Annotated in this window: 13 protein-coding genes; 12 read left to right on the top strand and 1 reads right to left on the bottom strand. The window is 62.5% G+C overall.

All coding sequences use genetic code 11. The features are described from left to right. The first annotated feature begins 73 nt into the window (after window positions 1–73). From AC07FD_RS25880 to AC07FD_RS25850, 7 genes are all read left to right on the top strand, one after another. Window positions 74–985, top strand: a complete 912-nt coding sequence (locus tag AC07FD_RS25880; RefSeq protein ID WP_478352137.1) for a hypothetical protein — start codon at window positions 74–76, stop codon at window positions 983–985. A gap of 175 nt (window positions 986–1160) precedes the next feature. Further along, complete coding sequence (locus AC07FD_RS25875; protein ID WP_478352136.1) at window positions 1161–2150, top strand: Coat protein; 990 nt, start codon at window positions 1161–1163, stop codon at window positions 2148–2150. A 321-nt stretch (window positions 2151–2471) separates the two neighbouring features. After that, complete coding sequence (locus tag AC07FD_RS25870) at window positions 2472–3071, top strand: phage connector family protein (RefSeq protein WP_478352135.1); 600 nt, start codon at window positions 2472–2474, stop codon at window positions 3069–3071. A 634-nt stretch (window positions 3072–3705) separates the two neighbouring features. Then, on the top strand, window positions 3706–5529 hold the full coding sequence (locus AC07FD_RS25865; RefSeq protein WP_478352134.1) for a phage tail protein: 1824 nt from the start codon (window positions 3706–3708) through the stop codon (window positions 5527–5529). A gap of 271 nt (window positions 5530–5800) precedes the next feature. After that, complete coding sequence (locus AC07FD_RS25860) at window positions 5801–6508, top strand: hypothetical protein (RefSeq protein WP_478352133.1); 708 nt, start codon at window positions 5801–5803, stop codon at window positions 6506–6508. Window positions 6509–6511: 3 nt separating this feature from the next. Then, window positions 6512–7042, top strand: coding sequence for a hypothetical protein (locus AC07FD_RS25855; RefSeq protein ID WP_478352132.1), 531 nt, complete (start codon window positions 6512–6514; stop codon window positions 7040–7042). After that, window positions 7043–7732 carry a hypothetical protein gene (locus AC07FD_RS25850; protein WP_478352131.1) on the top strand — a complete coding sequence of 230 codons (690 nt, stop codon included), beginning with the start codon at window positions 7043–7045 and terminating at the stop codon, window positions 7730–7732. It begins immediately after the preceding gene. Between the two features lie 56 nt (window positions 7733–7788). Here AC07FD_RS25850 and AC07FD_RS25845 read toward each other — a convergent pair whose 3' ends face one another. Beyond that, on the bottom strand, window positions 7789–8781 hold the full coding sequence (locus AC07FD_RS25845) for a DMT family transporter (RefSeq protein WP_478352130.1): 993 nt from the start codon (window positions 8779–8781) through the stop codon (window positions 7789–7791). 115 nt (window positions 8782–8896) lie between these two features. Between AC07FD_RS25845 and AC07FD_RS25840 the strand changes: the two genes are divergently transcribed. The 5 genes from AC07FD_RS25840 to AC07FD_RS25820 all read left to right on the top strand — a co-directional run bounded on the left by AC07FD_RS25840 (window position 8897) and on the right by AC07FD_RS25820 (window position 13978). Beyond that, window positions 8897–9139 carry a hypothetical protein gene (locus AC07FD_RS25840; protein ID WP_478352129.1) on the top strand — a complete coding sequence of 81 codons (243 nt, stop codon included), beginning with the start codon at window positions 8897–8899 and terminating at the stop codon, window positions 9137–9139. Between the two features lie 9 nt (window positions 9140–9148). Continuing rightward, window positions 9149–9418 carry a hypothetical protein gene (locus tag AC07FD_RS25835; RefSeq protein WP_478352128.1) on the top strand — a complete coding sequence of 90 codons (270 nt, stop codon included), beginning with the start codon at window positions 9149–9151 and terminating at the stop codon, window positions 9416–9418. Between the two features lie 293 nt (window positions 9419–9711). Further along, window positions 9712–10122 carry a hypothetical protein gene (locus AC07FD_RS25830; RefSeq protein WP_478352127.1) on the top strand — a complete coding sequence of 137 codons (411 nt, stop codon included), beginning with the start codon at window positions 9712–9714 and terminating at the stop codon, window positions 10120–10122. Window positions 10123–10632: 510 nt separating this feature from the next. Continuing rightward, window positions 10633–12747 (top strand): SGNH/GDSL hydrolase family protein, encoded by a 2115-nt coding sequence (locus AC07FD_RS25825; RefSeq protein ID WP_478352126.1) that lies wholly within the window; start codon window positions 10633–10635, stop codon window positions 12745–12747. Between the two features lie 94 nt (window positions 12748–12841). Then, window positions 12842–13978: an acyltransferase family protein gene (locus AC07FD_RS25820; RefSeq protein WP_478352125.1), complete on the top strand. Its 1137-nt coding sequence runs from the start codon at window positions 12842–12844 to the stop codon at window positions 13976–13978.

The raw sequence follows: 13978 nt of genomic DNA, 5'->3' as shown, positions 1-13978 counted from the left end.
CACTACTTCGAAAACTCAGGCTATGACCGAAATTAATCTCATCCCGCTCTAACCCCTCACAAAGGAACATCACATGACAGATCTGGCAGACGCCGGGTCCGTGGCGGCGCGTGCGCGGCCGGCGGGCAACCCGGTACGATCACCGGCTGGTGCGGACAACGGGTCCGCCGCGCCTGTCGGCCAAAGTTGGTTTGACGGTCTTTCCGAAGGCAACCGCAAGCTCGCTGAAACCAAGGGCTGGACCAAGCCTGAAAGCCTCGATCGGGTTTTCACATCCTATGCGGAGCTGGAGCGGCAGCAGGGTGAGAGCCTGCGCATTCCCCAGCCCGACGCATCCCGGGAAGACTGGGACCGGTTTCATGCCCGGCTGCCCGAGGCGATGCGTCCGGTCACCTCGTCCGAAAAGGTCGAGTACCGGCGCCCGGATGGGTTGCCGGAAAACTTTGCCTATTCGGACGAACTCGCCCAGGCGTCCAAGGCCTGGGCGGTTGAAGCCGGTGCCTCGCCGAAGACCGCGCAGGCCTATCACGACAAGTTCGTCGGCTACATGGCCGAGCAGGCAAAAGCACAGGAGATCGCGCTCGCCCGCTCGGTCGAGGCCACCCATGACGACCTTGTCAGGGACTGGGGGCCGACCGACAGCGACGGCTTTCGCCGGAAGCTCGAGGTCGCCAACCGGGCGATGAAGAAGCTCGGCCTGGTCGACGCCTACAAGGCGAAGGGCATCCTTCTGCCTGACGGGGCGCTGACCGATCCGCAGATCGCCAAGGCGTTCCACGCCATCGGCGAGGCGATGTTCACGGAAGACACGATCGACGGCGGTGCTGCTTTCAGCGGAGCCAATCCGTTCAAGCGCAACGCCGCCGGCGAACGCAACATTTCGGCGATTTCAGCCCTCGTCAAAAGCGACCCCGCCCGTGCCCGGAGGCTGGCCCGCGAAGCCGGTGAGAACCCGGATCGGTGGATGCCCAACAACCCCCTCTAAAGCTGTGCCGATATTCAGGTGATGCCGGCCTGCAAACGACGGCTTTCTGCGCTTCCGGCGCTCACGGACCCAAATGTCCGCTCCGCTCCGGTTCTCGAAGGCCATCGTTTTCGGCTCGGCCTGACCTGAATCCCGACACACCTTCGCCAACACCCAACCCTGAAGGAAGAGAAAAATGGCAGATGCCTACACCCGTATCGCGGACGCGATCGTGCCGTCCGTCTATGCGCAATATGCGTTCGAGGAACATGTCCAGTCGCTCGAAATCTACCAGGCCGGAATCCTGTTTTCCGACCCGGCCATCGCCTCGAAACTGTCGATGGGTGGCCGCTCGGTCGACATGCCCGGCTGGAAGGATCTCGGCAACGACCCGTCCGAGCCGGTCAATGATGATCCGGCCGATTCGATCGAAATGAAGAAGATCGGTTCGCGCCGCGAAGTCGCCGCCCGCAATGTCCGTGCCCAGGCGTGGGGCGTTCCGGACCTGACCTCGATCCTGGCGGGTGACGATCCGCAGAAGCTGATCGTCAAGCGGCAGACCGAGTACTGGCAGCGCGCCAACAAGCTGACCTTGCTCGGCATCCTGAAAGGCGTCGTCGCCGACAACATCGCCAATGACGGCAGCGATCTGGTGCGCAGCACCGGCGCCTCCATCGTCGACACCGACATCATCGAGGCCGCCTATCTGATGGGCGACCGCGCCGACAAGTTCAAGACGATCTGGATGCACTCCAAACAGATGAAGGCGCTGAAGCTCGCCGACCTCATCGACTATGTGCCCTCCTCGCAGCAGGGCGGGACGCTGATCCCCTATTACATGGGGCTGCGCGCCGTGGTCGACGACGACATTCCGGTGACGGCGGGCGTCTACACGGCGTTCATGTTCAAGGACAAGGCGATCCTGTGGAACGAGCTGCCGGTGAACACCGAAGGCGGGCCACTGGAGTTTGACCGCAAGCCGCGCCAGGGCCATGGCGGCGGCGTCACCGAAATGGTCGGCCGAAGGCACTTCGTGCCACATGTTCCCGGCACCCGCTTCCTCGACGCCGCCTCGGCCGGCGAATTCGCCACCGATGCGGAACTCGCGCTGGCGGCCAACTGGGACCGCACTGCGTCGAGCGTGAAGGCGATGACGTTCATCGCGCTGAAGACGACCGAGGCCTGATCAAGCGGGCGGGGGCGTTGCGCCCGCTCCTTTCCAAAGCTGCGTTCCGTCGCGCCCCCCCCCTCTGGCCTGCCGGCCATCTCCCCCTCAAGTGGGGAGATTGGCAGTTTCAAAGCCGGGCCTCTTCGTCAACGTTTGAGATTGGCGAAGGCCGGCGTGACATCCGATCTCCCCCCTCGAGGGGGGAGATGGCCGGCAGGCCAGAGGGGGCGCCGTGGAGCGCGATCGCTGATTATCGCCATCCAATCCCCAAGCCGCTTCGCAGCGGCTTTTTCATGGCCGAAGATATCCCATCAACCCTTCTCACGGAGGCCCGACCCCATGGCCATCACCCCGCTCGATATCGCCAACATGGCGCTTGCCGTGCTCGACGAGGCGCCGATCGACAGTCTCGACCAGGACGTCAAGGCCGCACGGCTCATCAACCTGCATTTCGACCTGACACGGGAGGCGGAGCTGACCAAATATGCCTGGGTGTTCGCGATCCTGCGCGTCACGGTCGCGGGCTCGGACACCGGCGGCAACGCGTCCAGCTTGAACTTCGCCTACGAGTTGCCGGCCGACTGCCTGCGGCCGCTGCCGCCGACCCGCAATGGCGAACCGGATGGCGTGCCGGTCTCGTGGCGGCAAGAGGCCGACCTGATATACAGCGACCAGCCGGGGCCGCTGGCGATCCGCTATGTCGCCAACCTCACCGATCCGAACGACTGGGACGCGCTGTTCACCGAAGTGCTGGTGGCGGCACTCGCCATCAAGGTCGCGCATCCGCTGACCCACAAGTCGGGCATGATCGACATTGCCCGCTCGGCCTATGACCGGGCGCTGGACGCAGCGCTCAACGCCAGCGCCATCCAGCGCGGCGGCCGGCCCTACACCGCGTCCTGGGCGCACCAGCGCGGCGACAGCAGGACTATGCGCTGATGACGACGCTTTATCCGGTCCAGGACGTCTTCACCCGCGGCGAGATCTCGCCGCGCCTGCATGCGCGCGCGTCGCTCGATTTCTATCGGGCGGCACTGGCCAAATGCGAGAACTTCGTCACGCTGCCGCATGGCGGCATCCGCAAGGCGCGGCGGTACCTACTTTGCCGGCGAGGTGAAGATCTCGACGAAGAAGACGCGGCTGATCCCCTTCATCTTTTCGGCCAACCAGGCCTACGCGCTCGAATTCGGCGACCTCTACATCCGCGTGTACGCCTATGGCGCCCGCGTCGGCACGGTCGAGGTGGTGACGCCGTATCTCGAGGCGGACCTGTTCAACCTCCAGTTCGTGCAGTCCGCGGACCAGATGTGGATCACCCATGAGACCTATCCGACCAAGGTGCTGACGCGCACCGCGCAGACCGCATGGGCCCTGAGCGACTACCAGTTCCTCGACGGTCCCTATGACCCGATCAATGCCACGGCGACGGCGCTGGTCCCGTCCGACTACGGTTCGCTGACGCCGCCGATGACATCCAACGCCGCGCCAAGCGGCACGGTGTCGGGCTTTGGCGGGTCCGTGGACGCGTGGAAAGTGTTCGACAAGGACAGCGTCAGCCACGTCGGCACTGTCGGTGATACCGGTTCCGTCACCTACCGGACGGCCGGCGGCGCAGGTCATCGTCGAAAACTACACGCTGACCGCACGCTCGGGCGGCACCCAGGACAGGACGCCGACGAACTGGGTGCTCGAAGGGTCGAACAACGGCACGACATGGGTGGCGCTCGACACCCGGACCAGCGAGATCGCCTGGAACGCCGGTGAAACCCGCTTCTACGAGTTCGTCAACAAGACCGGATTTGAATACCATCGCTTCACCTGGAAGGCGATCGACGGTGCCACCGATGTCGACTTCGCCGAACTGACCTTCAATCGCGCCGCCGCCAGCCAGACGCCGTTCAACCTGACGGCCTCCTCCACCGTCGGCATCAATGGCGGCACCGGGTTCCAGGCCAGCGATGTCGGCCGCGCTGTCCGCCTGTTCGGCTCGGACGGGCGCTGGCGTTGGGCCAAGATCATCGCCCGCACCAGCACCACCGTGGTCACCATCCAGCTTTATGGCTTCGCTCTGCCTGACCTCGGCCCGATCACCCGCTGGCGGCTCGGTACCTTCGTTCCCGGCAAGTACGTCCAGTCGGGCTCGCTCTATGAGGAACGCCTGGCGTTCAGCCGGAAATTCTCGGTCTATGCCTCGGCCACCGGCGATTTCGACAATTTCGCGCTCGGCGAGAAGGACGACGACGCGCTGGAGTTCGTGCAGGCCGGCGGCGGCCAGGCCAACGACATCGTCTGGATCGCCGAATCCGACGGCGCGCTGCTGATCGGCACGTCGGGCGGGGTGCGGGCCCTGTCGGGCTCGGGCATCGACGAGGCGCTGACGCCGACCTCGTTCAAGAACCGGCGTTCGCGCACCTTCGGCTGTGCCCGCATCCGTCCGGTCGATGCCGGCCAGTCGTTCCTCTATGTCACGCGCTCGCGCAAATCGATCGCCGAGCTGACGCAGACCGCGCAGAGCCGTTTCACCTCCGATGATGTCGGCCAGATCTCCGAGCATATCCCGAAGCTTGGGGTGGTCGAACTGGCCTTCCAGACCGACCCCGATCCCCTGCTGTGGTTCCCGCTCGGCAATGGCGAGCTTGGCGGCTATACCCATCAGCCATCGCAGGAAGTCCGAGGCATGCACCGGCATCGCCTGGGCGGCGACTTCGGCGGGTTGGGACGGGCGATTGTCGAAAGTGCTGTGGTGACGCCCGGCCAGAACGGCAACGACGATCTCTGGCTGGTGGTCAAGCGCACCATTGGCGGCGCCACCAGGCGCTTCATCGAGATCAAGACCGCGCCCTTCGAATATGGCGCGATCGGCGACGCCTTCGAGGTCGATTGCGGCCTCACCTATTCCGGCGCGGCGGTGACCACGGTGGGCGGCGCGCTACACCTCGCCGGCCAGTCCGTCGATGTGCTGGCCGGCGCAAAGGTCTATCGCGGCCTGACCGTCAGCAGCGGTGGCGCCGTGACCTTGCCGGCGGGGTCGGCTGCATCGGCCAAATGGCAGCTCGGCCTGCCCTATGCGGCAGGCGCCGACACGCTGGAGCTCGATGTCGGCGGCCGCGACGGCTCGATCATCGGCCGCCGCAAGAAGGTGGCGAAAGCAATCCTGTCGCTGCTCGAGACCGACACCACCGGGCTCGAAGTGCAATCGCTCATGCGAGGCCGCTGGGAGCCGGTGCGCATGCCCTCGATTGTCGCGCCGGATGGCGGGGCGACACTGTTCACCGGCAATGTCGAGGTGCCGATCGACGACAGCTGGGAAGGGCAGGGAAGGGTGAGGATCCGCCACGTCAACCCGACGCCCTGCACCATCCGCGCCTTCACGCCGGTGTTCGACGCGGAGCCTTAGCCGCGAGGCGCTGGAGCTGCCGATCTCCCCCCTCGTGGGGGAGATGGCCGGCAGGCCAGAGGGGGGCGCTGTCCCGCCGACCTATCCGACAACCATAATCACACACGGCGGCTGGCTCCGTGCTGCTCGCAAGTTGAACTGACCGCCGCGATCCTTCGCGCCCCCCTCTGCCCTACCGGGCATCTCCCCCACGAGGGGGGAGATTGGCAACTCCGGTGCCGCGCTCTCCCTGCGCAAACCATTCTCACTCCCCCAAAAGGACCCCCACCGGATGACATTCCCCCATGCCGAGCAACTCGGCAGGGCGCGGACGGCTGCCGAATTCGCTGCCGTCATCGCCTTGCTTGACACCGACCTCAACGACGCGCGTCGCCGCAGGGCCGATCTGGCGCAAGCCGAGGACCGCGCGGTGTTCGGCGATGGCGACCTTGCCGCCGCGCGTGCCGCGCTCGACGACTGCAACGCGGCAATCGCGTTTTTGGAAAAGACCATCGACGCCGCCGGCAAGCGCCGCGCGGAGGTCGCGCAGAGCGAAGCCCGCGCCGACATCGCAGCACTTGGCGACGAGATCAAGGCGAGGGCAGCTCTGCTCGGCGAGCGCTGGCGCTGCGTCCGCCGGCTGGTCGAAGAACTGCGCCAACAATTGTTCGAGGCCGATGCGCTGGCTCGCGCGATCGCCACCGCCAACGGCCTGTTCGACGCCGCCGGCGTCGCCGATTTGAAGGTGAACCTGACCACCACCCGCCGCACTGCGATGGCCGGGCCGCGTGCCTCAGCACCCACCCGGCTCAGCCGGCCGGCGCTGCAGGCCGACCGGCTCTTGCTGTCCTTCCTCAGCCCCGGCGGCGCGCTCGACCCGCGCCCGGCGCTCGGCGCGCCGGTCAAGCGGGTCGAAGGCAAGCCCCCCGAAGTCAGGCGCCCCGAAGGCGTCAAAAGCAAATTCCTTCCCGCAACCAAACCCTTGGGCGAACGAGGCTGAACCATGTGCACACTCGCTCTTCTCGGCACCGCTCTTTCGGTCGGCGGCGCGCTGGCCGAGGGCCGGCAGTCGAAGCAGATGGCCGACGCCCAAGCCAGGGCCTACGAGCAGCAGGCGCGGGCCGACGTGCAAAGCGCCCCCTTCGAACAGGGCCAGGAGCGCCATAGGCAGGACCTCCTGCAGGCGCAGGCGCGCGCCCAGGCCGGCGCATCCGGCGTCGGCATGGCCGGCTCGCCGGCCGAGGTGCTGGCGGCCAACGCCGGGCAGGGCCAGCTCGACCTCAAGGCGATCCAGTACAGCTCGCAGCTGCGCCAGAACAATTTTGGCACGCAAGCTGCCATTTCGCGCTTTTCCGGCCGGCAGGCGGTGGCGGCGTCGATCTTCAACGCGGGCAATGCCCTCGTTGGCGGCCTTTCCAAAATCTACGACCCGACGAAGAGCCCGACCTCAGGCATGGCAACGAGCGCGGTGCCGACGCGGTCGGTGATCCTCGGCGGTTCGACCCTCAGGGCTTCATGGGCGGGGAACACCTAAATGGCGACCATTCCTCTCCAAATAGCCCAGCGACGGCTCGAGACCGGCAATGCGGTGCAATACCCGAACGGCTCGCCGGTCGGCCGGGCGATGCAGGGTTTTGGGGACGAGCTTTCCGCCGTCGCCGAGCGCTACCGGCAGATGAAGGAGCGGCAGGACGCGTTCGACGCCGAGATCGCGCGCCGCCGCTTCAACGGCCGCATCGCGGAGGCGGAAGACGAGGTGACGGCCAATGCACCGGCCGACGGCGCAGGCCTGCATGACGCCATGTACGGCCAGGTCGATCCGCGCACCGGCCGGGTGGCCAAATCCGGCCTGTTCGACACGCTGTTCGACGATGCCTTGCAGACCATGCCCGAAAGCCAGCGCGCCGCTTTCGCCAGCCAGAAGGAGGCGATGCGCGCGCCCGGCTCGCTGCGCATGGCCGCAAGGCAGCAAGGGCGGCGTGATGATTATGAGCTGGCCGAGTGGACCGCAGTGCAGGACGCCTCGCTCAGCGCCATCGCGCAGAGCGACCCCGCTGACGCCAGCACATTCGAGGCGATCCTCCAGAGCGGGCTCGATCTGATCGCCAAGATGGGCAACCCGATGGCGAGGCAAGCAGCCGAGGCAGCCTGGCGTAGCAACACGGCAAAAGCGCTTGTCCGGTTTGGCGCAGCCGAACGGCCTAGCGATGGAGACGCCTCGTGAGGTCTACAGGATTTTAGGGAAGAGCATTGAAGAGCCCAGCCATGGATGACTGGTGCTTAACTGGCCTCTGCAATTGGACCGGCTCGCAGCTCCATCACAATATTCGACAGGATCGCTGCAAGCACCAATGCACCGCCTACGAACGTTTCCGTCGCAGGCATCTCATCGAAAAAGAACCAGACCCAGAGCGGAGCCATTGGCATTTCAGCCGAGCTGAGCAGGGTGGATTGAGCGGCGGGCAGGCGCCGTGCGCCCATCGTGTAGACCCCGAGGGCAACACCTTGCGTGATGATTCCAAAAAGACCGAGCAGCGCTATCTCGCCGATAGGGACATTGAATGGATCAGCGAAAAAGAACGCAAAGATCGCCGCCATGAAGCAGGCGACAGCGACGGATTCCAGCATCGGTGTGTCGCGAAAGCGGCGCATGATGACGGTCATCATGGCGATCGCTAAGGCCACGTAGACCATCGCAAGATCGCCCTTCAGATGCCCGCCACCCGCATGGACGGTACCGCTTACGGTTACGACAACACCCACGATGGCAGCAAATGTGCAGAAAATCGTACTGACACCGGGTCGCTCGCGAAACCATAGCCAGGCAAGAATGGCTGCCATGAACGGAACGGTGGAGTAGATGACACCACCGTTCGCGATGGTGGTGTTCTGCATGGAATAAATGGAGGCGAAGAGGCCAGTGGCAATGAGCGAGGTTATCCCGATGCCGGCTGGCGCCATGGTTCGTCGCCATTCGAACGACCAACGCTTCCGTTCAATCATAGCGAGAGCAATGATTGAAGGTCCACCAAAGATGCAGCGCCAAAAAACGACATTCCATATGTCAACGTCGGGCACCATGCGCACGAACAAGCCCATGGTACTCCACGCGAGTGCAGAGGTGAGAACGAGCAGGATGCCTAACCAAGCGTCATGGCTGCCCGCATCGACGGCCCCTGCGCCCACCAAGGACGACTCCCAATTGGACTGCGCACGCTGCGCGCGCATTGGCAAACACTGCGCCGCGGTCACAAGGAGGTCAAGCAGCGCCATGCAGTCTGGCCGACAAGACCACGGCGGTTGACAACACACCATAGCCCTTGCCAGCATCATCGAGATCAGGAATATAATCCTCTCGTTGCGGCGCCCCGTTTAACGGAGTTCGCCTATGGCCAGAACCAAACTTTCCAAGCACCTTTCAGAGGCTGAGATCGAGCGCTTCTTGGTCGAGGCGGAACGACTTCATAAAAGCATCGTCCAGCCGTTGCTATCACCTGGTAGCGAGCATTACCGGGCTCTCCAGCGCACCCACGAAGCGCTGTTGAAGACGGTCAAGGATATCACCGGCAAGGATGCGCGGTTCATTCAATGGTTCGGGACAGGACCGGTGCGGCCTCCCGAGGATGGGTAGCGCCATCCCATGACCATGAAATATCCGTTTGTCGAGGACACGCTCGGCAAGAAGCTGCAGATCGGGTCGGGGCTTTCCGTCGACTGTATGACGTGCCAGCGCCATGGGGATCTCGATATCCAGGCGCTGGTTGACCGTCTCGGCGAAGACCACGGCTGCCTTCATTGGGATTTGATCCGGGTCCTATTCTGCCAGCCCTGCCGTGACGCTGGGCGCCCTGACCGAAACATCTCTTTCACCAGCCATCCGAAGACACCAGGACAGCGGCGCTTAGACTAGGGCCTAGCGTTTAGACCCCCGCTATCACCTATTATGCTCTCGGCCGGTTGCCTATGTAATCCAAGGCCACGATGGCGATGAACGCCAAGATGACAGCGACCGTTACGCGTAAGCCTACGCGCTCCCGTCCGTCTCGCTTTCCTCGTCGATCATTCGGACCGGCAGATAGGCGTTCGTTTCCAGCCACTCCCGTAAGATCCGCTCGATTAAGGGCGTCGCACATCCGCGCTAATCGCCAAAAATCTCACATCTGAAGCCTCGCTTTCGCGGGGCTTTTTTTATGGAGCAAGCCTGTGGCCCATCCTGCTGCCGCCGTTCACCCGTTGGCCGGCGAGCTTGAACCCGTGCGCCTAGCGACCACCGCGAACGTTGCCCTCTACGGCGTGCAGACCATCGACGCCGTAGAAGCCCAAGTCGGCGACCGGGTGCTTGTCAAGGACCAGACGAACGCGACGCAGAACGGCATATATATGGTGAGCGAAGGCCATTGGCCTCGCGCAGCCGACGCGCGCAGCGCGCGAACCTTGCAGAAGAGCACCACGGTATACGTGCGGCAAGGCGCGGTCTCGTCCCATCTCGTCTATGCCTTCGAAACTTTCGATCCGGTGATAGGGGCCGATCCTATCGTGCTGTCTTGCTGCCTGTCGGACGACGCGCTGGGCGACATGGTGGGCGCGGACAGCATCGCCATGCGCTCACGCTAGAATTCCGCAAGTGGGGTTGTGCAAGGCTCTGGGACCTCTGTGGCAAGCCAATCCCGGCGTTCCATCAAAGTTTAACGATCGGGAAAGGGCCGTGGAAAGCACGTGCGGTAACAGTTGATTCAACCATCGCTGGTATATTAGGGAGTGTAAGTAGCGGCTCCGACAGTGCGGGGGGCGCTGTGTGCCGGAGCCGCCGGCGCAGTCCGGTTGGGGTTGACCGCGCCGTCCTATTCTGGGACAGCGCGGTCAACGATTCGTTAAAATTTTCCGGAACTAATAAAGCGCATGCTAATTGCATCGGCGCCCGACAATTTTCATTTCGGCGCCTGCCTCGCCTTCCCGATCAACCTGCACACAATGACGGCCGAACGCAGTTGGCAAGAAGTGCGCTGTCACCGTAATTCCCGGCCAGGCCATTTCAAAGCAGGGCCAGGCCGCATTTAAACCGCCACACGATCCGCAACGTTCACAGCCTCGCTTTCGCGGGGCTTTTTTCATGGAGCAAGCCCTATGGCCCGACCTGCAACTGCCGCCGTTCGCCTGTTGACCGGCGAACGCGAACCCGTGCGCCTGGCAACCACGGGCAACATCGTCTTGTCGGGTCTGAAGACCATCGACGGCGTGCTGACCGAGGTCGGCGACCGGGTGCTGGTGACGAACCAATCGGACCAATCAACCAATGGCATCTACACGGCCAGCGAAGGCGTATGGTACCGCGCAGCTGACGCTCGCACGTCGCGGACTATGCAGAAGGGAACCACTGTCTACGTGCAACTGGGGTCGGGGAACGGCGCGAAAACGTACCAGTTTAACACTCTCGACCCAGTCATCGGCACTACCAGCCTCAGCATTACGGGGGATGCCGATCCGGTGCTGAAATCTGACATCGTCGATGAAGATGACATGCACTCAAACAGCGATCAAAAAGTGCCCACACAGCAAAGCATCAAAGCCTATGTGGACAATAACATTTTGCTTGCCTACGGCGGCGCAAAGGCCGCGCTGGCGGCAAAGGCCGTTGACATGTGGAACGGCGTGTCCACACAGATCGAGTGCTTTGGGGACAGCACTATGCTGGGTGTTGACAGCGGTCTTGGAGGGATTACTCCGCAGCCCGCCCCGGACAAGCTGCAATCCGTGCTGCGGGATTACTATTTTAGCTCTGCCGTTACGGTCACCAATCGTGCAGTCAGCGGTTCCCGTTCACAGCAGATGCTTGAGGGCACCGATGGTTCCGGCTCAACATTCGAAGCCAAGATGGCCGTCAGCACTGCGGAGATCGTCATCTGTAATCACTGCATCAATGACTGCCAGAACATACCTCCGACCACGCCGGATCAGTATCGGAAAAACCTGCTGGCATTTGTCAATATTTGCATCAAGTACGGCAAAATTCCGATCCTGCAGACGCCCAATCCGATGTTTGCTATTGCCGCCTTGGGGACGCCCGACAAGGCAAACCGACTGAAGAACTACGTTCAGATCATGCGGGACGTGGCACTGGCTACCGATGCGCCTCTTATCGAGGTTTACGACATGATCAACTCATGGGTGCGCACTGGCCGCTACCGTGTGTCCGACCTTGTGCCGGATGGATGCCACCCCACGGTAATCACCTATCGGGCTATTGGCTTACAGATGGCGACCCCCTTCTTGCATCCTCATGCTGGTCTTGCTGGTCCTGATCAGTTTATATCGACCATCGAGGGAGCCGTTACCATCGATCCAGCGAATGCGCCCCTCCCTGCGCCGGCCACACGGACAGGCTTCCAGCTAATCTCGGACGCCATAGACCACGCCAAGAGCCTCAAGGTTGCGGTGCGCGTCGACGTGCCGGGGTTAGACATCTGCATCGCCTATCCCATCTGGGCTGGCGGCAAGAACGGTGTTGACGTCGCTTGGGATCAAGTGTCGGTCGGTGGTATCAACCAACTGTCGACAGCCGCTTTTGGCGGTGACTTTGTGCATGATCACGAAGTGTGCATCGCGCGGGACGTTCCCGTTGGGCTCCATCTGCTCACCATGGCATCCGGTGGCGGGACAGCCTCCCTCGGCCTTAGCTACGTTAGATCGAGAAGGACGAGGACCAAGAAGGCATTCGTCGGAGGTGCGCAAAGCCGTGACCTTTGGAGGGATCGCGCCTTGCAAACGATTACGCACTATGGGGCCGGTCCAGACAGCGCCTTCATTGAAGATGATCTCCTGATCTCACCGTATTTTGCAGCGGGTGGGTTCGACATCACCTTCAACTCAAACATGGCGAAGGACACTCAATTCATCCTGTACGGCGTCACGACAGTAGCCTCTGGTGGTGCTGGCCCCCTTACAGCGCGTATGGGTGTCGGCGTCGGACTGGATGCCTCTGGCTTCGTCAACGTCTACCAGCTGACAGGCGCCGCCACATACGCAACGACCGCTCTCAACGCTGTGGATTTTAGCGGTGTGGCCCGCCAATGGCGGCTTATCCTTGTGGCCGGTACGTTTAACCTTCAAGTCTTCGTCAGCGGTGCCAACCTTGGCACCGTGGCGCTCACCGGGCCATACCTTGGCGGCTTCATGGGGGCGCGCGCGAACGGCGCAGGCAAAACCATCATCGTCACCGACCTTCGCGACATCGAGCATTAGCGCCCGACGTTGATCTCAATTGTTGCGTCGAAATTCTAATCCATGTACGGCAGGGACATCACGGTTTGGCGGTGGGGTCGATCTGGGAAAAACAATGACGCCGGGCAAGTCGGACCGCTTCCCCTACCTCAGCGCGCTGCGTGGTATAGCCGCCCTGTGGGTCGTGATGGCTCACGTCGCGCTGATGCCCAATCCGCGCACTGTGCTTTCATGGTGGCCGGAAACATTAGTCCGAAGCGGCGTCATGGGCGTCAATCTGTTCTTCCTTGTGAGCGCCTTTTCCCTCTGTCTCACAATGCCGAAGCACGACAACGAACAGAGGCCATATCTCGGCTTCATGCTGCGGAGGTTTTTTCGGATAGCTCCGCTGTTCTATGCCGTCGCAATCTTTTCGTATTGGTGGAACCCGGCCGGTCTTCCCTACAATCTCAAAACGATCCTGGCGAACCTGACGTTTATTTTCAACTTCATCCCAGGCCGTGGCTACCAGACCTCAATTATCTTTGCGGGTTGGACGATTGGTGTTGAGATGGCGTTCTACCTGGTGTTCCCCTTCATTTACGCGAGGACCAAAAGTGTAACCTTGGCGATCCGAGCGCTTGTCATTGCGCTCGTCGTGGCCACGGTCTTTCGCTCGGTCATCGGGGATGTAGTGGCAGACCCGGGCATCTACATTCGTCAGTCGATATTTGATCTGGCGCCGATGTTCATGTTCGGAATCATCGCGTTTCATGTGGTTCAGATTGCCGGCGAATGGAGCCATAGACGGGCGATCGGCGCCGTCCTGCTGGCGTTCGTGCCGCTTCAGTTCTATGTGATTGTCACGGGTAGGGTGCCATTTGGCCCGGCTATCTATTGGCAAGGGCCGATGTTTTTTTGCCTGCTGGTTGGGCTCTACCTGTTCCCCATCAAGCCGCTGGTCAACGCGGCAACGAGATGGCTAGGCGATATCAGCTATTCGGTTTACCTAGTGCATGGTCCGATTATTGCTGCTCTGTTTCCGTTGTTCGGACGGCTTCGGCACTCAGGGCTCAGCGAACTTCAGGCCTATGCGCTGGCGCTCGCAATATCGTTACTGTGTATCGTCCCGGTCGCAACGCTGACTTTCTACGCATGGGAGAACTGGACCAATGAATGGGGCAAACGCTTTGCCTCGCGGCGCGCCGGCAAAAAGCGTGTCGAGATTAATGGGGTCAAAGTCGAGAGGCCGGCAGTGCCTGTCGCCGCCTAA

This window comes from Mesorhizobium waitakense (genome assembly GCF_056431085.1).
Note: the sequence above shows the minus strand (reverse complement) of the source record. Positions and strands in the feature narration are given on the sequence as shown.